This is a genomic window from Streptococcus parasanguinis, from assembly GCF_047465465.1.
Taxonomy (GTDB): domain Bacteria; phylum Bacillota; class Bacilli; order Lactobacillales; family Streptococcaceae; genus Streptococcus; species Streptococcus parasanguinis_AI.
Genome location: NZ_JASGZU010000004.1, coordinates 53,598 through 72,660, shown reverse-complemented (window position 1 = coordinate 72,660; position 19,063 = coordinate 53,598). Strand labels below are relative to the sequence as shown.

Genomic DNA, 19,063 nt, shown 5'->3' with positions numbered 1-19,063 from the left:
GGTGAAAGAAGAACAATTTACACTGGAAGAACAAGTCTTCCGTTTTGAAAAAGAAGAAACGAGCTGGCGGCTGGACCTCAAGCGTTCAGAAGTGGATAGCCAGGATTTACGCAATTTATGGATTTTGGATCTCCATCATCCCCTGTTTTTAGAGCAAAGCATGACAGCGGATCAAGACCAGATTCATCTGACCTATCAGACAGATGCTCTGGGCTTGAGTGCAGAAGAAATCCAGGCATTACCGGTTTCAGACCGTCTGCGTCTAGCCATTAATGTCTTAGATTTGGCGCCAGCATTGGAGCTTCCGGTGACCTTTATGCTGCATCCCATCAATTTGTTTGTGACCAAGGATGCGCAAGTCAAGATCGCTTACCGCGGGGTTCCGGGAATGATGGTGCCACGCAAGTGGGATCAGGTTGAATTCTTGCGACAGGCCAAGTGCTATGCTGTTACTCTTTTTGGGGACTGGGATTTCATGGAGCTCTATCAAGGGACACTCGAATTAGAAGATCTACCTGATTTCTTGGTGGAAATCCGTGATGCCGCTAGCTTAGAAGAGATGAAAGTTCTCTTAGAGAAAGCCTACCAAGAACGCAAGGAAGAGGAAGAAAAGACCTTGACCTTGGTTTCGAGTCGTCAACACCGAATCTTTAAGTTGGCAACAGTGTGGCTTTCAGCTGTAGTGGCCCTCTTACTCTTGCCTTTGATTTATTTGGTCTTTTTCCAAGCACCCTTTAAAGAAAAGTTGCTTCAAGCGGATACAGCCTATCTCAAGGTAGACTATACCGGTGTGATCGATGAATTGGAGGGAGTAGCTCCAAGCAGTCTTCCAACGACACAGAAATATGAGTTGGCAACGTCTTATTTGCAAGGCTTGAATTTCTCAGAGGACCAAAAGAAGGTCATACTTAACAATGTTACGCTCAAGTCAGATAGCCTCTATCTCCACTACTGGATCTATATCGGCCGTCATGATTTTACCCAAGCGCTGGATACAGCCAAGCGGATCGACGATTCAGACTTGATCATCTATGCCCTTCGTAAAGAAATCAAGGCGACACGTGATAGCGAAAAACTCTCTGGTGAACAGCGCGAGAAGAAACTCTCTGAGCTTGAGGGCGAATACAAGAAATACTGGGATGCCCGCTCTAAACTCTTGGAAGCAGAGACAGATGAAACCAAATCTTCCACTAGCAGCTCAACAACAGCTTCATCTACAGAAGGCTCCTCAACAGAAAGCTCGTCTTCTACAACTGCAAGCTCGACTGAGTCTAGCGACCACAAGGAGTAGTCTATGAAAAAACGTATCATACTCTATAAAAAAGGTTTTCGCTATGAGCTAGCGCTAGAAGAGGGAAAAACAGCGACTGTATCGAATCAAGAAACAGCTCAGTTGACCCTGGCTTCGCAAGAAAATCCCCTTCATTTCCAATGGAGTCAAGGAGAAATCTTCTACCAGTATGGTGAAGATAAGGGCGTGCTTGAAAATAGCAAAATCCTTGGGGATGTGGTCTGCTACTTAGCGACAGGGGAAGTCCATACTTATGAACTGCTAGACAAGGAAGAAATTCTCGTAGCAGATGAAAAGGGTGCGGATGTGCGCTTGCACTATCCAGTGCGGTTTCTCCTTGTAAAAAAAGAGCAGACTTGGACTTGTCAGCTCTTATCTGGAAAACTCTACCATAACCACAAACTCGTCAGTGAAGCGACTTTTCCACTGGCCTTTGGGGATGAACTGGCTATTGGAGATGTGACCTTTAAGCTCTATCCGGAAGAATTTGGCGTGGAAGGGGCTGTCGAAGTGAGTCCTTATCTGGTGCCGCGCTTGCATTCACGCTATGACTTCTACAAGGACTATCCAGAGTACCACCGGTCTCCGCGGATCATCTACCGAAGTTCGGAAGACAAGATCTTGATCAATCCTCCAGGTGCAGAGCCTCAAAAGCCATCAGATGAACTCTTGAAGTTGATCATGCCACCCCTCATCATGGTTGGGGTGACCCTCTTGATCACCATTTTCCAACCGCGGGGACTCTATATCATCGCGACAGTATCTATGTCTGTAGTCAGTGTGATCTTTTCGGTCCAAGGATTCTTCAAGAATCGTAAGAAATACAAAGAAGACAAGAAAGAGCGCGTGGAGCTCTACCATCTCTATCTCAAAGACAAGGCCAAGGACTTGGAACAGCTATCTCGGAAGCAGCGAGAAGGCATGTTTTACCATTTCCCAGCGATCGAAGACTTGACCAAGATGGTCAAACGCTATGACTCGCGGATCTACGAAAAAACACCGCTTCATTTTGACTTTTTGGCCTATCGTTTGGGCTTGGGCAAGGTTCCAACCAGCTATGAGCTCAAATATGGTCAGGAAGAGCGCAGTGGGAAGAAAGATGCCTTGGAAGAAGAAGGCTATGCTCTTTTCCAAGCTCATCAAAAAATCGACAATCTTCCGATTGTAGCTAGCCTTAATCGGGGACCTGTAGGGTACGTCGGTCCTCGTCCCATCGTGCTAGAACAGTTGCAACTCCTGGTTGCCCAATTGGCTGTCTTTCACTCTTACCATGATCTGACCATTATTCCGATCATTCCAGAAGAAGAAAAAGAAAGCTGGGATTGGATGCGCTGGTTGCCTCATGCAACTCTGCAAGACATGAATGTCCGTAGTTTTGTCTACAATCAGCGGACACGCGATCAGGTCTTAAACAGTCTCAACCAAATCCTCAAGCTCCGTAAGGCGCAAAAAGAGGAAGAAAAAGCCAATGACACCAAGATCTTCCACCCTCACTATGTGGTGCTCATCACCGATGAAACCTTGATTTTGGATCATGTCATCATGGAGTTCTTCCGTGAGGATCCGACAGAGCTCGGCTGCTCCATCATCTACGTGGCAGATGTGCTCTCATCTCTTTCTGAAAATATCCAAACGGTTATCTCCATCAAGGACCGCAACCAAGGACAATTGCTCTTGCAAGAAGGGGTTCTTCGGGAGCTCGACTTCCAATTGGACCACTTCCCTGAAGGCTATGACAAGGAAGCCATCTCGCGTGGCCTTGCCCCACTGAAACATATCCAACAGCTCAAGAGCTCAATTCCAGACTCGGTGACTTTCCTTGAAATGTACCAGGCGGAAACTTTCAATGACCTCAAGGTCTTGAGTCGTTGGGAGAGCCATGCTCCTTACCAAAGTTTGGCCGTGCCGATTGGTCTGCGTGGGAAGGACGATTTGGTCTACCTCAATCTCCATGAAAAAGCTCATGGACCACACGGTTTGATCGCAGGGACAACCGGTTCTGGTAAGTCTGAAACCATTCAGTCTTATATCCTGAGCCTTGCCGTCAACTTCCACCCACACGATGTGGCTTTCCTCCTCATCGACTACAAGGGTGGGGGAATGGCCAACCTCTTCAAGGATCTGCCTCACTTGCTTGGGACCATCACCAACTTGGACGGTGCCCAGTCTATGCGGGCCTTGGCCTCTATCAATGCGGAGATCCATCGTCGGGAACGTCTCTTTGGTCAATATGGGGTCAACCATATCAACCAATACCAAAAGAAATTTAAACTCGGTGAAGCGACAGAACCGCTTCCTCACCTCTTCTTGATCAGTGATGAGTTCGCTGAGCTCAAGGTTAACCAACCAGACTTCATTAAGGAGTTGGTCTCTATCGCGCGTGTCGGGCGTTCCCTCGGGGTACACTTGATCCTTGCGACGCAGAAGCCTTCTGGGGTCGTGGATGACCAGATCTGGTCCAACTCCCGCTTCAAGCTAGCCCTCAAGGTGGCAGACCGTGGAGACTCCATGGAGATGCTGCGGACGGCAGATGCGGCTGAGATCACTCAGACTGGTCGCGCTTACCTTCAAGTCGGGAATAACGAAGTCTATGAACTCTTCCAAACAGCTTGGTCAGGAGCAGACTACCAACCTGAGAAGGACCAGCTAGGAATCGAAGACCATACCATCTACTTGATCAATGAACTGGGCCAATACGAAGTCCTCAACCAAGACCTCTCTGGTCTGGATATGGCAGAAGAAATCAAGGAAGTGCCAACAGAGCTGGACGTCATCGTGCAAGAAATCAACCATTTGCACCAACAAGAAGGCATCGCAGCTGTGGCCCAACCATGGTTGCCACCCCTCAAAGAGCGGATCACGCTGGATGAGTTGGACAAGGTCGTACCGATCGAGACTTGGCAAAAACGGACAGCTCCAAGCGTCCTGATTGGGGTCGCCGATATCCCGCAAGCGCAAAAGCAAGAAGCAGTCGCCATCGATCTATCAAAAGATGGGAATATCCTCCTTTACGGAAGTCCAGGTACAGGAAAGACCACTTTCCTTCAGACAGCCGCAATGGATCTGGCTCGCAAGCAGAGCCCAGAAAATCTGACTATGTATCTGCTGGATTTCGGAACCAATGGTCTAGCACCCTTGACTCAACTGCCACATGTGGCTGATAGTCTCTTGCTGGATCAGACGGAGAAAATCCAGAAATTCATCCGGATCATCAACCGCGAGTTGGATCGTCGTAAGAAGCTGCTTTCTGAGCATGGTGTCGGTACCATCGCCCTCTACCGTGAAGTGACCGGTAAGCAAGAGTCAACTATGGTCATCCTCATGGATAGCTATGAGTCTATGAAGGACGAACCTTATGAGACAGACCTCTTCAAGCTCTTCATGCGGATCTCTCGTGAAGGTCTCAGCATAGGTGTGCACTTGATCATCACAGCTAGCCGTCAGAACAACCTACGGGCTCAGCTCTATTCAAACTTCAAGCACCAGCTGACCTTGCCACAAAATGATCTCTCTGAAGTCCGCGGTATCGTGGGAGCAACCCCACTGGCATCTACCATGGAAGACATCAAGGGACGCGCGCTCATGAAGCGTGACGAAGTAGATGTCGTCCAGTTCGCCCTACCAGTCGCAGGGGACAATGATATCCAAATCATCAACAATCTCCGCGACCAAGTCCAAAGCCTCAAAGAAATGTGGACAGGCCGCACCCCAGCAGGCATCCCAATGGTGCCAGATGAGTTGACAGAAGATATCTTTATAAATCTCCCTACAACTCAAAAGGTTATACAAAATATGGATTTACCAATAGGCTTGGAATTTGAAGAAGTAGAGGCATTCGGAATACCTCTTAAACGTCTAAAACATTTATTGGTATTATCTGATAAGGAAAGCACTATGATTTCTGTTACAAAACATTTAATCAAGATGTTGTTTCATGTTTCTGAAACTGATGCTATCACAATTTTTGACCCGACTGGAGAATATAGTGGATACTCGAACAATGTAGGTAATTATATTGGCTATGATATGGACTATCGTTCGACTGTTGAATCTTTGAAAGAGAAAGTACTTTTAGCTAGGAAGCAACGAACAATATCTGAATGTTTTGTAGTTATAACTGATGTTGCTCAGTTTGTGTCACAAAGCGCTATTGAACCAAATGAATTAGCCCTTTTGATGGAAGAAGGACAGAGAGTGGGACTTCATTTCATCTTTGTTACTCATAAAACATACTTGACCAGTTATACAGACATACCGAAATATTTGAAAGCTCATTTAGATACTGCTGTTATTGCCATGAAAATGGGAGAACAGACGATATTTACTAGATCATCTATGGGACGAGAAGAGCCACTTTTAGACGATCAAATTTATCTTCATTATCAAAATGTGCAAACAAAATTAAAAATTACAAAACAATAGAAATTAGGGGGATAGAGACAACTATTATGTACCAATAGAAATAACTACAGTTAGAAAATCCTATTTTAGGTAACAATACCTATGATTACCTAGTTTTAGGTATTAGCTACGAGAGGATTAACTAGATAGGTAGTTACAAGATTTGATAAAAGAAAATCCTAAAGAACAGAGGGTAGAAAAAAGGAGGTAGAAAAATGAGTGATGCTACTTTGAAGGCGCAGATTGATAGTGATAAGGCTAAAAGAGAGAAATATAAGAGAGTTAAAAACTCCATTAGATCTCACGGTTTACATGTAGATATTAAGCTTAGTCACCATGAGAAATATGTTGATCTTTGTGATAAAACTATTACTAAGATAGACACACATGAAGGTTACCACTATCTATCTAATTTAAAAGAAAAATTGGAATCTGATAAAAAGACATTAACAGAATATCTTGATTTTGTTAAAGATGCTAATTCGTCATTTAAAGACTTGTACGTAACACTTGAGCAAAAGATATCTGAGTTAGATTCTGCAATTAGTAGTAATAAGGCTGCCTATAATAAAGGAAAATATTTTTGGGAGAAAATTTGGTAGTAAGAGGAGTTCGGTATGGATACAGATATTAATGCTATTGATAGTAGTTATACAACTGATGAGATAATATATACAGATATTGACCTTGATGTAATTATTAATGAATTAAACGAGATAAATAATCTCCTTTCTGATATAGATACTGAAATATCTGGAATTGAAACAAACGAGACAGAATGGAAGGGGGAGAGCAAGAATCAATATTTAGACTTAAAACGGTTTCTTAAATTGTATCGTTCAGATTATGGGAATAGCCTAAACGAACTTCAAGCAGCAGTATCAGGTTTAAAATCGCTTCTAGGTTCTATTTCAAGTTCTCATGTAATAAAGGAGATTGATAACGCATGATTTTTACATTAGAAGCTTTATATGCCCTCCATATGTTTAACGATTTTTCAGAAGATTTAGTGTTTCTACCCCTTCCCACTACAGATGAAGCAGTTGGTAGTCGCAAAGAGGAACTTTTAAGAGTCCTAGAAAAAGGATTTGAGGACTTAAAGGAGATGGGGTTAATTGTAGATAATGTACCTTCAGAAGAATGTGTTCGGTATGGTGCTTTTCTAAAGGAATATCACGAATCCTCCTATCATTGTCAAATTGATCAACTTTTATCATATGCTCCAGGTGTTGATGAGTTTAAGAGAATGGCTATCATTATTATGAAAGTTGGAGAAAATCAATTTCAAATTGACCGAGCAGGTTGTGGGGTTTTCCTTGCATTTTTGATGGAAATGCATCCTGTTTTGCAGAATGTTGACAATACAATTAAAGACTATATTCATTCGCAATGGGAAGACGAAGCTTTTATGCGCATGATAGTTCATCATGGTAATGATGAAGCGATTCGTATTCGAATAAATGAGCTATCAAAAGATACTCAAGATATTATTTATTTAACAAATAATAATCACTTGTATGAATACGACTTAAAACGGCAAAGTCGTCGTTCAATCGATAGCGAGGAGTTAAAGAAGCAGATCATAAAAAAATTGAAAGTGAGAATATGATATGGCAATAGATATTAAACTAGTACTATCAGATCAGGAACAATTAATTTTTCATAGTATGAATCTTGCGACCTTAACTGCTCAGGTTACTGCTAAAGTTCAAGATGTTGTGTCAAAACTTCCAAATCTATCTTCGCAAGGTGCTTTTCATGATTTAATTGTGGCCAGCGATAGTAATGGAGGCTTGGGTTTATTTTACTTAAAGGCTCAGGAGTTTCAAACTATAAGTGAAGTTTTATACAGGCATGCACAGAACACCTATGATAAAATGGTAGACACGGATAAAATATTAGCTACTGCTATTGCTAATTTAATTTTAGATGATTCAAATACATCTGAAGATATTAAGGAAGCAATTAAGAAAGATCCAAAGGGTTCTGTTGATATATTAAAACAAAACCTTCAAGAAGAAGCAAAAAAATCTAAAGAGGAGGGGGGACAATGACAGAATATTATACAAATAAACCAGACTTTACCACAGAACCAGTTGTCCAATCAAATATTAACGGTAGTGGCTATTCTAAATCTATGAGTACTATCATGGGAGATATTGAAGCTGTTGGAAATACAGTGAAAAATGAGGGTGTTGAAGACTTATACATTCAACAAGGTGAGGCAGCCCTGGGGCTGACGAAAGATAGTTCTGTTTTTGATAAATCTCTAAAGCGTATCTACACAATGCTGACCAGCGCTAGAAAAGTTCATTCTGATATTATTCAAAATATTGACAGTAAGTTTACGAAAGGCATGGATAATGCTTTTGCTTCTTTAAATAATGTAAACGGTGCAGGGAAACCTTATAAGAGTGAATATACTAAGAAAGCAGTAACCAAAGAGGTATCTAGAGGTTATTCGAGTAGTTATGGTCCATTACATGAATCTGTTACCGAATATGAATCATATAGTTTAGCTGAATTATTAGATGGGAAGGCTAGCCCTATTCAGGCGGCTAAAGATGTTTATGATGAACGTTTAAGAGCAGCCACGGAAATGTTGGCTCAGAAAGACCAATTATCTGATGAGCAGATTAAAGCTCTAGAGGGGAAAAGTGCAGAGGATATTGTGGCTGCTCGTTATCCAAGTCAACTCCCTGATTATCAAAAACTCAAGGCAAGCCGTTACTATGAAGAAAACAAGGAAAAGCTACAGTATGTGGATACGGGTCTGAAAGTTTTGGCTGGTTTAGCAATGGTAGGAGGAGTGGCTCTAGCTCCATTTACTGGAGGAACGTCACTTTATGCAACTTATGCTGGAGGAGCATATCTAGCTACTGATAGTGCTTACTCAGCAGCTACAGGTCATACTATGATAACAGGAACTCAACTCTCAACTGAAGAGAGAGTTTGGGCAGGTATTGATGCAGCTGTGACTGTTGCATCAATGGGTTCAGCAGCGTATTTAACTCAACTTGCAAAGGCTGGTGTGAGCGGATCAACTTTACTAAAGGGATTGGCAAGTGCTGGGAAATATGCGGATGATGTGAACGATGTAAGCAAGGTTATCTATGCGGTAGCTAGTGGGGGAAATCCTAATTCAGCGATCCAAAATATGGTCCTAGGACAAGTAATGGGACACGGTTTAGGTAAGGCTGGAAAATATACGGATGTGAAGTTCGGACGTGGTGGAGCACCAGAAGTAGATGTTGATTTACCGGGTGTTAGAAGACCTGCAACTGATGTGGATGTGCCAAAAGTAGAGACTATTACTCCTGATTCAGATGAAACTGTAAAATATTATCGTGTTCAAGGAGGAGGTTCTGGAGAAGCAAGAAGTAGGGAAAGAATTATTGTAAATGATGATGGAAAATTGAATATACCAGACAAGGATACCACACTGTATGTGAGTGCATATGATTTGGAGCATGCTCAATACTTTAGGGATACTAGAAGGCCGGGAGGAGAAATTGTAGAGTTTGAGGTTCCTAAATACCTTGATGATTTGATTAGAGAAAATGCAATTCCACAGGCAAATGCAAAATTGAACCCTGGATATCAGGATGGAATGGCACCTCAAATTGTTGATCCGACTACAAAAGGAACTAGTTATGGTTTACCAGATCCATTTGTAAGGTGGATAGAAGAATATGGAACAAATGGGAGAATAGTAGATTAATGAATAATCGTCAATTAATAAATAAGCCAGAAATGAATATTGTTGCTATTATTGCAAATAATCAATTTAACTGGTATATTTGTTCAAGTGATATGTGGACAATGGATATTAATAAATATATTCAGGAATATAAGGAAGCGGGTTTGAATTTTGATTTTTCCTATTTACCTGAGATTCAGTATAATCTTCGTGTGATTACAAAAAATAATCTAAATAGGTACTTAGAAATTTATGAAGATGACTGTTTGAAAGTGACGGTTGAAGAGTTGATTTTAATTATTAAAAGATCAATGGAAAGTGATGAAACAAATTCAGAGATCATCTTGGAAGGAGAAGGATTACTCCCAGATCTTTTGATAGATTTTGATAAACAGGAGTTTTATTCAAATCATCTGGGGCTGAAAAATTACGAAAGATATGTGCCAAAAGAATGGAAAGTCTTTTTAGGACGATTTGATCGTTTAATACCTAAAGAAAAACAATATTGGATTGAAAAGGATGGAAAAATTAATGTCAGATAATAAATTAGTTATTTTAAATGAAACCTTTGGAAAAGAAGGATCAGATGAAAAAGTCGAGGGTCTAACTCTAATAATTGATGGACAGATAAAAGTTGCTTTTGAAGCGATAAAGGCAGGCCGAAATTATGAAAGCTATAACGAAGTATTGAGAGATATTGTATTTTCTGGTCTGGAATCTATATTAAAATCAAAATAATTACAGATTTTTAATAATGTGAAACTAGACTTCTACATGTTTTAAGGAAACAGGTGTTTTCAATCGAACATTATGTGAATCTATACATACTAATCCTTCTATTGCTTAAGTTTATAAAAGTAATTACATAAGGCGATAAGAGAAATATAGTTAAAGTTCAATCGAAAAATAGAGGTAATCTATTGATGTGTAAACAACAAGAGAAGTTGGACCTACTCTACAAGGATCAGATGAGGTTGGATCTTCAGTTAGAGGATAATCAAGATGAGCAAAAAGCGCTCTATCAGTTGCGGGAAGATCTTGAGTATTCTCAAGGAGATGCTCTTTATCAGCTCAATGATTTACTTTTGATGGGGGTAACACCTTCTCATCGCTCCTTTTATATTCAACTACTAGAACAGATGGATGCGACAACTCGAAAAATCTATTTGGATTTAGATGAGCAGGAATTGCAACTAAAAAAGCAGTATCGTGAGACAGAGCGTCAGCTTGAAATGGTTCAGAAGAAACGCACTCAACTCTTAAATGAGCTAGCTGAAAAAGAAGCAAATCAAAAAAGATATTAGAGAGAACGACGGTTCTCTCTTTTTAGTCCCCTGAACTCTCTCTAACTAGTAATTAATTTGATTTTCAAAGCAATTTTAGGTATGATAGTAAAGTGGTATTTTTGAGTTGAAATTTTAATTCTCACAAGCAATGAGGAATGTAAATGAAAACTGAGCTAGTTTAGCGACCTTTTGAGAGTATGATCACTTTTTGTTAGGGCTTTTTTCAAAGTAAGAGGTGAAGTTGACTCCAAGTAAAACAGAAAGGATTACTAAGATCCTTCATTTGATAGAATATTTTCAATTATTCAACATACTCTATCAATAAATTAGGAGAACTCTATTAGGTAAGCCATTCTTCGTTTTTGATTTAGGTGAGAATGATAAAAGTGATGAATAATCAATACAAAGGTCAATAAAGACTTGATTTATATGATTTACCATTTAATGAATTCTCTACCAAACACTTCTCTTCAATGAAAGGACATTTTATATGGCAATTCAATCAAATGAGACAGTTCATTCCTATGCGGATAGCATTGTGTCTGCGTCAAACTCAGTGAGTTCAGCTATTGGGACAAAAGATGATGGCAATGTTTATCAAGGTCAGGCAGGAATGACAAGCAATATCGATAAAGATAAAAATATAGGTGAGCAGGCAAAGGAGAGGGCTATCGACTTTATTCAGGTGCTTCATGGAATTCATGCAGAGTTCCAGACGACAGATGCTTCGATTGCAGGATATATCAATAGTCATACAGGGACAGGAAGCGAAGCACTGTATAGTTCGGCAAAACATTGAGAAAGGAAGAGATAGATGGTTAAAGTAAACTACGGTGCCCTTCAGACGATGTCCTCTACAACTTCAAGCGCTTCCCAAGCGCGTGTAGCAGGCTACCAGCAACTGATTAATGCCTTTAGTACATTTAGTGGCTCATATGAACTACAAGGAGATGGCTATGATGCTGCGCGTACTTATGCGTCAGGAATTATGGTTTCCTATTATCAAGCTTGTATCATATATTCTGAAGCTGTTGCAGACGCTGCAGACTACCTTGCTGACACCTATACAGCGCTATGTGGTTCAGAGAGTTTGGATGAGGAGGAGCTCCAAACTGAAATTAATAACGCAACTAGAGGGAGTATGCAAGTTAGTTCTTCTATTGCAAGTTTTGAACGGAGAGATAAACTCACTGATACACAGAAAGCTTCATTAGAATCATTACGTATACAAGCATCTGAACTGGATGAACAAATTAGAGTAGCTACTGAGAAATTAGAGCACTTAAAAGCCTTTGATGCTGCTTCTGCTTCAGCCTGCACCGCAGCAAATGATGCTGCAGCAACAATCGCTTCTGCAGAACATACCCTAGGTGTCTCTTTTGCTGCTAGAACTTTTGAATGTACAACAAGTACGGATTGGGCTACCACTGTTGCAACAAAATGGGAAGCTCGTGCAGTTAACCTACAAGAATCCTATGATAAGGCTCTTCAGAAATTATATAACGGAGAGGAGCTAACAGAATCGGATCTTACAGCAATTGAACGGTATAATAGTGAGTATCCAGGAGTAGTAGATCAGGAAATTCTACAATATACCAAAGAAGTACGTCAAGTTAAAGCGGATGAGATGAAATATCGTTCTCTCGTTGATAAGTTAGATTCAGGAAAAGAATTAACAAATGAAGAAATTAGAACAATAGAAGATAAGAAAGAAAGTTATCCGAATGTACAAGTTAATACAACTACTCTGAACAAAATTGTTGCTAAAAGAGCTTATGAAAAAGTACAAGATAAGATAAAAAATAATCAAACTCTGACGGATAAAGATAAAGAAATTATGTCACGGTACTGGCGTATATATCCTGGTGAGGAAAGAAAAGAGTTTAATAGATTGAAGAAAAAAGTACATTCAGAAGAATTCTTTAAAATTGGACAAGAAGGATATACTTCTGAGGAATTGCTTTTTATTGCTAACTATATATCAAATCATCCAAATGAAATCGAGAAATTAGATGATGATATTAATTATGGAATTGTGATGACTCAAGCATATTCTCGATATCATAGTCACGGAGACAACCCAGATTATTTTCCATTCAATGCTGGGACAGGAATATACCATGATATTATAAACAAAACAGGTAGATATCCAAATGGTGAGGAAGCCGACGGCTTTAATAAATGGTTTGCTAAAAATGATGGGATGAAATATTTAACCATTACTCAAGAGACACTAAATTTATACAATACTATATATGGTGCTCATGATATGTCAAAGGAAGCTTATAAAAATGGAGTAAGTCCGAATTATACACAAAATAATGGACTATTAAATTATGTTGATTATTTAGAAATTAACCAATCGGCTAAAGAAAATCCAAATGAGCCTGAAGTTAATGAATTGCTTGATAGTTTAGAATACTTAGAGGATTAAATATAGATTTTATTAATTTGTGGATATTTTTTGCAAAAGAATACTGCGTCACTACTCAGAATTTTGGTTTTTCTAGCAAGATTATAACTGAATTATCAAACCACCCAAAGGTGGTTTGATAATTCAGTTTACAACTATCTCCACATAGTGATGAACTTATTCTTCAAACTAATTTTCGGTATGATGGTAGGAAATGTTTTTTAAATCCAACTCAAGCCTAAAAGAAGGGAAATGTTCCATGAAAAAGATGCTAGTATTACTAGCGAGTACGCTTGTTTTAACAGCCTGTGCTCAGCCTAACAAAGAGGCCAAGGAGTCGACCACAAGCAAAACAGAGCAAACCTCAAAAGCCTCCTCATCTGCTAAAGAGGAAAAGGGCTTGAAATTTGTAGTGGCACCTCAATTTGAAGGAAAGACATCAGATTTGATGGAACTGGGGAAGAAGTTAGTTAAGGAGCATCCGGAAGTTGGTGAGCAAGGGGATATCACTGTATATTATACAGGGAGCACCTATACTGTAGAACAACAGGAATATGCTGTATTTATGTTGGTCAACAAAACTACAACGAATCTTGATCATGATGCGACCTTTAAGATTAGCTGGAGTTATGATGGCCAATCTGTTTACCAAGATCAAGTAGTCCAGTATAGTTTATCGAATAACCCTAAGTTACCGACCCAATCAGCGACTCTTTTGTTGCTTCCTTTGACGAGTGAACAAAGCTCGATCGTAGAGAAGATATCAGATGAAACGAAAATGAGTCTGAGTATCACAGACATTATGATGAAGTAGGTAATGGGGATGCCTGATATCAGAATACTTCTAGTCATTGCTGTGGCTGTTATTGGATTTCCCTTGTTTACCGTACTCTTTTTTGGACATTTTTGAAGAGAAGTTAGGATTAAGACCCTCTCGTCAAAGAGCGTTGAGGGAGTGGTAGTTGGCTATAAGCGGGCACAAATTGTGGTGGCTCCAATTGTAGAATATAGAGTGGATGGTCAGACCTATCGTAATAGTCTAAAATATTATCGGGTGGTGCGGGCAACACTTCCTTGGAAAACGAATCAAGCGGCTAGCGATATCGATTTGATGGCACAAAGGATAACCATCTACACCAATTCTACAGTCTCAAAGGGCAATCTTTTTCAAGATGCTTTTCCACTGGGATCGACCATGACGGTCTAGTATAATCCAGGCTGTCCAAAAGAATCATACGTTGAACGCTATAGTGGACTAGACAAATCTTATAAGCGGGAAATGTGGATTGGAATCTGGATGTTAATTTTATTGCCTATTTTGGCAGTTGTGGCAATCATCATGGGGATGAAGTATAAGCCCTAACTGAATAAATGACGAAGAGAAATCACCGTCCTAGCGGTGATTTTTTTGTCTTCACTTCTCCCTCGAATTAATCCTTAAATTGTGATAAAATAAAGGTTACGAATGTTTTTGAATAGTCTGTTTTTGCTTAGAAAACGGGCCGCTCAAAAGCGAGCAAAAGAATCAAGATCAAGGGAGAAACAATGTCCAACACCTTTGAAATTTTAATGGATCAGCTGGATATGCCGCTGGATATGCGATCTTCCAGTGCCTTTTTGCATGCGGAGATTCAAGAAGTCGTGGTGCACAAGGTCAGTCGGGTTTGGGAGTTCCGCTTTGCTTTTGCGGAAGTCTTGCCGATTGATTTGTTTAAGGAATTGCGCCAGCGCTTGAAGGATGAATTTTCAAAGACGGGAAACCAGGCGACCTTTACCATCCAAGTGGCCAATCCGGACTTTACTGCGGATTTATTGCAGGCCTACTACCGTGAGGTCTTTGAGGAAGGACCTTGTGCTAGTCAAGGCTTTAAGGGACTCTACCAAGACTTGCAGGTGCGCGCGGAAGGACAGGAATTGATCATCTCAGGGCCTTCTTCGGTTGATACGGAGCATTTTCGTAAGAACCATTTGCCTAACCTTGCCAAGCAGTTGGAATCCTTTGGTTTTCCGCATTTCACCTGCCGGGTGGAGTCTGATGAGGAGTTGACAGAGCAAGAAGTGGCACGCTTTGAAGAGGAAAATGAAAAGATTTTCCAAGCAGCCAATGAAGAGACCTTGCGAGCTATGGAATCCTTGGCCCAGATGGCTCCGCCACCAGCAGTTGAAGAAAAGCCTGCCTTTGATTTCAAGGCTAAGAAGGCGGCGGCTAAACCTAAGCTAGACAAGGCTGAGATCACTCCGATGATCGAGATCACAACAGAAGAGAACCGGATTGTCTTTGAGGGAGTGGTCTTTGACGTGGAGCACAAGGTGACACGGACCGGTCGGGTCTTGATCAGCTTTAAGATGACCGACTATACCTCGAGTTTTTCCCTTCAGAAGTGGGTCAAAAATGAGGAAGAAGCCCAGAAGTTTGACATGATCAAGAAGAACAGCTGGCTACGGGTGCGGGGAAATATCGAAATGAACAATTTCACGCGCGACTTGACTATGAATGTCCAAGACATCCAGGAAGTCGTGCATTATGCCCGCAAGGACCTGATGCCAGAGGGTGAGCGCCGGGTGGAATTCCACGCGCATACCAATATGTCGACGATGGATGCCCTGCCGGAAGTCGAAGAGCTGATCGCCAAGGCAGCTGAGTGGGGGCACAAGGCGGTGGCGATCACCGACCATGGCAATGTGCAGAGCTTCCCACATGGCTTTAAAGCAGCCAAGAAAGCTGGAATCCAGCTGATCTATGGGATGGAAGCCAATATCGTAGAGGACAAGGTCCCCATCACCTATAACGAGGTGGATCTGGACCTCAATGAAGCGACTTATGTGGTCTTTGACGTGGAAACGACGGGACTTTCAGCCATTTACAATGACTTGATCCAGGTCGCTGCCTCTAAGATGTACAAGGGCAATGTCATTGAGGAGTTTGATGAGTTTATCGATCCAGGCCATCCTCTGTCTGCCTTTACGACCCAATTGACAGGGATCACCAATGAGCATGTCCGGGGGGCTAAGCCCTTGGTGCAGGTCTTGAAGGAGTTTCAGGCCTTCTGTGAGGGAACCGTTCTTGTCGCCCACAATGCCACCTTTGACGTGGGCTTCATGAATGCCAACTATGAGCGTCATGGTCTTCCCAAGATCACCCAGCCGGTCATCGATACCCTGGAATTTGCCCGCAACCTCTATCCAGATTTTAAACGGCATGGTTTGGGGCCATTGACCAAGCGCTTTGGAGTAGGCTTGGAGCACCACCACATGGCCAACTACGATGCGGAAGCGACGGGGCGCTTGCTTTTCATCTTTATCAAGGATGTAGCAGAAAAGCATGGGGTGACCAATCTCAAGGATTTGAATATCGATCTGATCAATGAAAATTCCTATAAGAAGGCCCGGGTCAAGCATGCCACGATCTATGTCAAGAATCAGACCGGCCTTAAGAATATGTTTAAACTGGTCTCTCTTTCTGGGACCAAGTATTTCGAAGGGGTCCCACGGATTCCCAAGACCGTGCTGGATGCCCACCGAGAGGGCTTGATCCTTGGATCAGCTTGTTCTGAAGGAGAAGTCTTCGATGCGGTCGTCTCTCAAGGAGTTGACGCGGCAGTCGAAGTGGCTAAGTACTACGACTTTATCGAGGTCATGCCACCGGCTATCTATGCGCCTCTCATTGCCAAGGAGCAGGTCAAGGACATGGACGAGCTCCAGACCATTATAAAGAGCTTGATTGAGGTGGGAGATCGCCTAGGTAAGCCCGTTCTTGCCACAGGGAATGTCCACTATCTGGAACCGGAAGATGAGATCTATCGGGAGATCATTGTCCGCAGTCTCGGGCAAGGGGCCATGATTAACCGGACTATCGGCCATGGAGAAAACGCCCAACCAGCACCCCTACCAAAAGCCCATTTCCGTACAACCAATGAAATGCTGGATGAATTTGCCTTTTTAGGGGAAGACTTGGCGCGCAAGATTGTCATTGAAAATACCAATGCCCTGGCAGAAATCTTCGAACCTGTCGAAGTGGTCAAGGGTGACCTCTATACGCCATTTATCGACAAGGCCGAAGAAACAGTTGCCGAGTTAACCTATCAGAAGGCCTTTGAAATCTATGGAAATCCACTACCTGATATTGTGGATCTGCGGATTGAAAAGGAATTGACCTCTATCTTGGGGAATGGCTTTGCCGTGATTTATCTGGCCTCGCAAATGCTGGTGCATCGTTCCAATGAGCGGGGCTACCTGGTTGGATCGCGTGGATCCGTTGGATCCAGCTTTGTCGCGACCATGATTGGGATTACGGAGGTTAATCCGCTCTCGCCTCACTATGTCTGCAGCCAGTGCCAGTACAGTGAGTTCATCACTGATGGCTCTTATGGATCTGGTTTTGATATGCCGGATAAGGATTGTCCAAACTGTGGCCACAAGCTCAGCAAAAACGGCCAAGACATTCCGTTTGAGACCTTCCTTGGTTTTGATGGGGACAAGGTACCCGATATCGATTTGAACTTCTCAGGGGAAGACCAGCCGAGTGCCCACTTGGATGTTCGCGATATCTTTGGGGAAGAATATGCCTTCCGGGCAGGAACAGTAGGTACCGTCGCGGCCAAGACTGCCTATGGGTTTGTGAAAGGCTATGAGCGAGACTACGGCAAGTACTACCGAGATGCTGAGGTCGAACGTCTGGCCCAAGGTGCCGCTGGGGTCAAGCGGACGACCGGTCAGCACCCGGGGGGAATCGTTGTTATTCCAAACTATATGGATGTCTATGACTTTACTCCGGTCCAGTATCCAGCAGATGATGTGACAGCTGAATGGCAGACCACGCACTTTAACTTCCACGATATCGATGAGAACGTCCTCAAGCTCGATGTCCTGGGACACGATGATCCGACTATGATTCGCAAACTCCAAGACTTGTCAGGAATTGATCCGAATGATATTCCTATGGATGACCCAGGTGTCATGGCCCTCTTCTCAGGGACCGATATCCTAGGAGTGACACCGGAGCAAATCGGGACTTCAACTGGTATGCTGGGAATCCCAGAGTTTGGGACCAACTTCGTTCGGGGCATGGTCGATGAAACCCATCCGACGACCTTTGCCGAGTTGCTTCAGCTCTCTGGTCTGTCTCACGGTACCGACGTGTGGTTGGGAAATGCTCAAGACTTGATCAAGGCGGGCATTGCCGATCTATCGACCGTTATCGGGTGTCGGGATGACATCATGGTCTACCTCATGCACGCGGGGCTCAAGCCTAAGATGGCCTTTACCATCATGGAGCGTGTGCGGAAAGGCATGTGGCTCAAGATCTCAGAAGAAGAGCGCAATGGCTATATCCAAGCCATGAAGGAAAACAATGTTCCTGAGTGGTACATCGAGTCCTGTGGAAAGATCAAGTACATGTTCCCCAAAGCCCATGCGGCGGCCTACGTTATGATGGCCCTTCGGGTGGCCTACTTTAAGGTGCATCATCCTCTCTATTATTACTGTGCCTACTTCTCGATTCGGGCCAAGGCCTTTGATATCAAAACCATGGGAGCTGGCCTGGAGGCCGTGAAAGCTCGAATGAAAGAAATAGCTGAGAAACGCAAGAATAATGAAGCTTCCAACGTAGAGATCGACCTCTACACCACCCTTGAGATTGTCAATGAGATGTGGGAGCGTGGCTTCAAGTTTGGCAAGCTCGACCTCTATCGCAGTCAGGCAACAGAATTCTTGATCGATGGGGACACCCTCATTCCACCATTTGTCGCGATGGATGGTCTAGGAGAGAACGTTGCCAAGCAAATCGTGCGGGCGCGTGAAGAAGGAGAATTCCTTTCTAAGACGGAGCTCCGTAAGCGTGGCGGTGTCTCCTCAACCCTGGTTGAAAAGATGGATGAAATGGGCATTCTGGGCAATATGCCAGAGGATAATCAGTTGAGTTTGTTTGATGATTTGTTTTGATGGATAAATGATTTTTATTCAAAAGAATTAGC

15 protein-coding genes are annotated in these 19,063 nt (G+C 42.5%); all 15 read left to right on the top strand.

The features are described 5' to 3' along the window. Position 1: 1 nt before the first annotated feature. Positions 2–1,291, top strand: a complete 1,290-nt coding sequence (gene essB / locus QM351_RS07765) for a type VII secretion protein EssB (RefSeq protein WP_414327151.1) — start codon at positions 2–4, stop codon at positions 1,289–1,291. A 3-nt stretch (positions 1,292–1,294) separates the two neighbouring features. Continuing rightward, on the top strand, positions 1,295–5,713 hold the full coding sequence (essC, locus tag QM351_RS07760) for a type VII secretion protein EssC (protein ID WP_414327150.1): 4,419 nt from the start codon (positions 1,295–1,297) through the stop codon (positions 5,711–5,713). Positions 5,714–5,907: 194 nt separating this feature from the next. Next, on the top strand, positions 5,908–6,294 hold the full coding sequence (locus QM351_RS07755; RefSeq protein WP_414327149.1) for a hypothetical protein: 387 nt from the start codon (positions 5,908–5,910) through the stop codon (positions 6,292–6,294). Between the two features lie 15 nt (positions 6,295–6,309). Next, a complete protein-coding gene (locus tag QM351_RS07750; protein ID WP_414327148.1) occupies positions 6,310–6,642 on the top strand; it encodes a hypothetical protein in 333 nt (110 codons plus the stop codon). Then, the gene (locus QM351_RS07745; RefSeq protein ID WP_414327147.1) at positions 6,639–7,301 is read left to right on the top strand and encodes a hypothetical protein; all 663 of its coding nucleotides are present in this window, start codon (positions 6,639–6,641) and stop codon (positions 7,299–7,301) included. The genes QM351_RS07750 and QM351_RS07745 overlap by 4 nt, the downstream gene beginning before the upstream one ends. A 1-nt stretch (position 7,302) precedes the next feature. Further along, entirely contained in the window at positions 7,303–7,746 is a 444-nt protein-coding gene (locus tag QM351_RS07740) for a hypothetical protein (RefSeq protein WP_414327146.1), read from the top strand. Next, positions 7,743–9,413: a hypothetical protein gene (locus QM351_RS07735; protein ID WP_414327145.1), complete on the top strand. Its 1,671-nt coding sequence runs from the start codon at positions 7,743–7,745 to the stop codon at positions 9,411–9,413. Before QM351_RS07740 ends, QM351_RS07735 begins: the two co-directional genes overlap by 4 nt. Continuing rightward, complete coding sequence (locus QM351_RS07730; RefSeq protein ID WP_414327144.1) at positions 9,413–9,934, top strand: hypothetical protein; 522 nt, start codon at positions 9,413–9,415, stop codon at positions 9,932–9,934. The genes QM351_RS07735 and QM351_RS07730 overlap by 1 nt, the downstream gene beginning before the upstream one ends. Next, the gene (locus QM351_RS07725; RefSeq protein ID WP_414327143.1) at positions 9,924–10,130 is read left to right on the top strand and encodes a hypothetical protein; all 207 of its coding nucleotides are present in this window, start codon (positions 9,924–9,926) and stop codon (positions 10,128–10,130) included. Before QM351_RS07730 ends, QM351_RS07725 begins: the two co-directional genes overlap by 11 nt. Positions 10,131–10,315: 185 nt before the next feature. Further along, complete coding sequence (locus QM351_RS07720; protein WP_414327142.1) at positions 10,316–10,696, top strand: hypothetical protein; 381 nt, start codon at positions 10,316–10,318, stop codon at positions 10,694–10,696. Positions 10,697–11,168: 472 nt separating this feature from the next. After that, the gene (locus QM351_RS07715; protein ID WP_414327141.1) at positions 11,169–11,477 is read left to right on the top strand and encodes a TIGR04197 family type VII secretion effector; all 309 of its coding nucleotides are present in this window, start codon (positions 11,169–11,171) and stop codon (positions 11,475–11,477) included. Between the two features lie 15 nt (positions 11,478–11,492). Beyond that, positions 11,493–13,112, top strand: a complete 1,620-nt coding sequence (locus tag QM351_RS07710) for a hypothetical protein (protein WP_414327140.1) — start codon at positions 11,493–11,495, stop codon at positions 13,110–13,112. Positions 13,113–13,350: 238 nt separating this feature from the next. Next, positions 13,351–13,905: a hypothetical protein gene (locus tag QM351_RS07705; protein WP_414327139.1), complete on the top strand. Its 555-nt coding sequence runs from the start codon at positions 13,351–13,353 to the stop codon at positions 13,903–13,905. 141 nt (positions 13,906–14,046) lie between these two features. Next, positions 14,047–14,298, top strand: a complete 252-nt coding sequence (locus tag QM351_RS07700) for a hypothetical protein (protein WP_414327138.1) — start codon at positions 14,047–14,049, stop codon at positions 14,296–14,298. Positions 14,299–14,636: 338 nt separating this feature from the next. Next, a complete protein-coding gene (locus QM351_RS07695) occupies positions 14,637–19,031 on the top strand; it encodes a PolC-type DNA polymerase III (protein WP_414327137.1) in 4,395 nt (1,464 codons plus the stop codon). Positions 19,032–19,063: the final 32 nt, after the last annotated feature.

Bases quoted from the DNA above. Each gene is read 5' to 3' on its own strand.
- essC (WP_414327150.1), top strand. From the start codon at position 1,295: ATGAAAAAACGTATCATACTCTATAAAAAAGGTTTTCGCTATGAGCTA.
- QM351_RS07755 (WP_414327149.1), top strand. From the start codon at position 5,908: ATGAGTGATGCTACTTTGAAGGCGCAGATTGATAGTGATAAGGCTAAA.
- QM351_RS07750 (WP_414327148.1), top strand. From the start codon at position 6,310: ATGGATACAGATATTAATGCTATTGATAGTAGTTATACAACTGATGAG.
- QM351_RS07745 (WP_414327147.1), top strand. From the start codon at position 6,639: ATGATTTTTACATTAGAAGCTTTATATGCCCTCCATATGTTTAACGAT.
- QM351_RS07740 (WP_414327146.1), top strand. From the start codon at position 7,303: ATGGCAATAGATATTAAACTAGTACTATCAGATCAGGAACAATTAATT.
- QM351_RS07735 (WP_414327145.1), top strand. From the start codon at position 7,743: ATGACAGAATATTATACAAATAAACCAGACTTTACCACAGAACCAGTT.
- QM351_RS07730 (WP_414327144.1), top strand. From the start codon at position 9,413: ATGAATAATCGTCAATTAATAAATAAGCCAGAAATGAATATTGTTGCT.
- QM351_RS07725 (WP_414327143.1), top strand. From the start codon at position 9,924: ATGTCAGATAATAAATTAGTTATTTTAAATGAAACCTTTGGAAAAGAA.
- QM351_RS07720 (WP_414327142.1), top strand. From the start codon at position 10,316: ATGTGTAAACAACAAGAGAAGTTGGACCTACTCTACAAGGATCAGATG.
- QM351_RS07715 (WP_414327141.1), top strand. From the start codon at position 11,169: ATGGCAATTCAATCAAATGAGACAGTTCATTCCTATGCGGATAGCATT.
- QM351_RS07710 (WP_414327140.1), top strand. From the start codon at position 11,493: ATGGTTAAAGTAAACTACGGTGCCCTTCAGACGATGTCCTCTACAACT.
- QM351_RS07705 (WP_414327139.1), top strand. From the start codon at position 13,351: ATGAAAAAGATGCTAGTATTACTAGCGAGTACGCTTGTTTTAACAGCC.
- QM351_RS07695 (WP_414327137.1), top strand. From the start codon at position 14,637: ATGTCCAACACCTTTGAAATTTTAATGGATCAGCTGGATATGCCGCTG.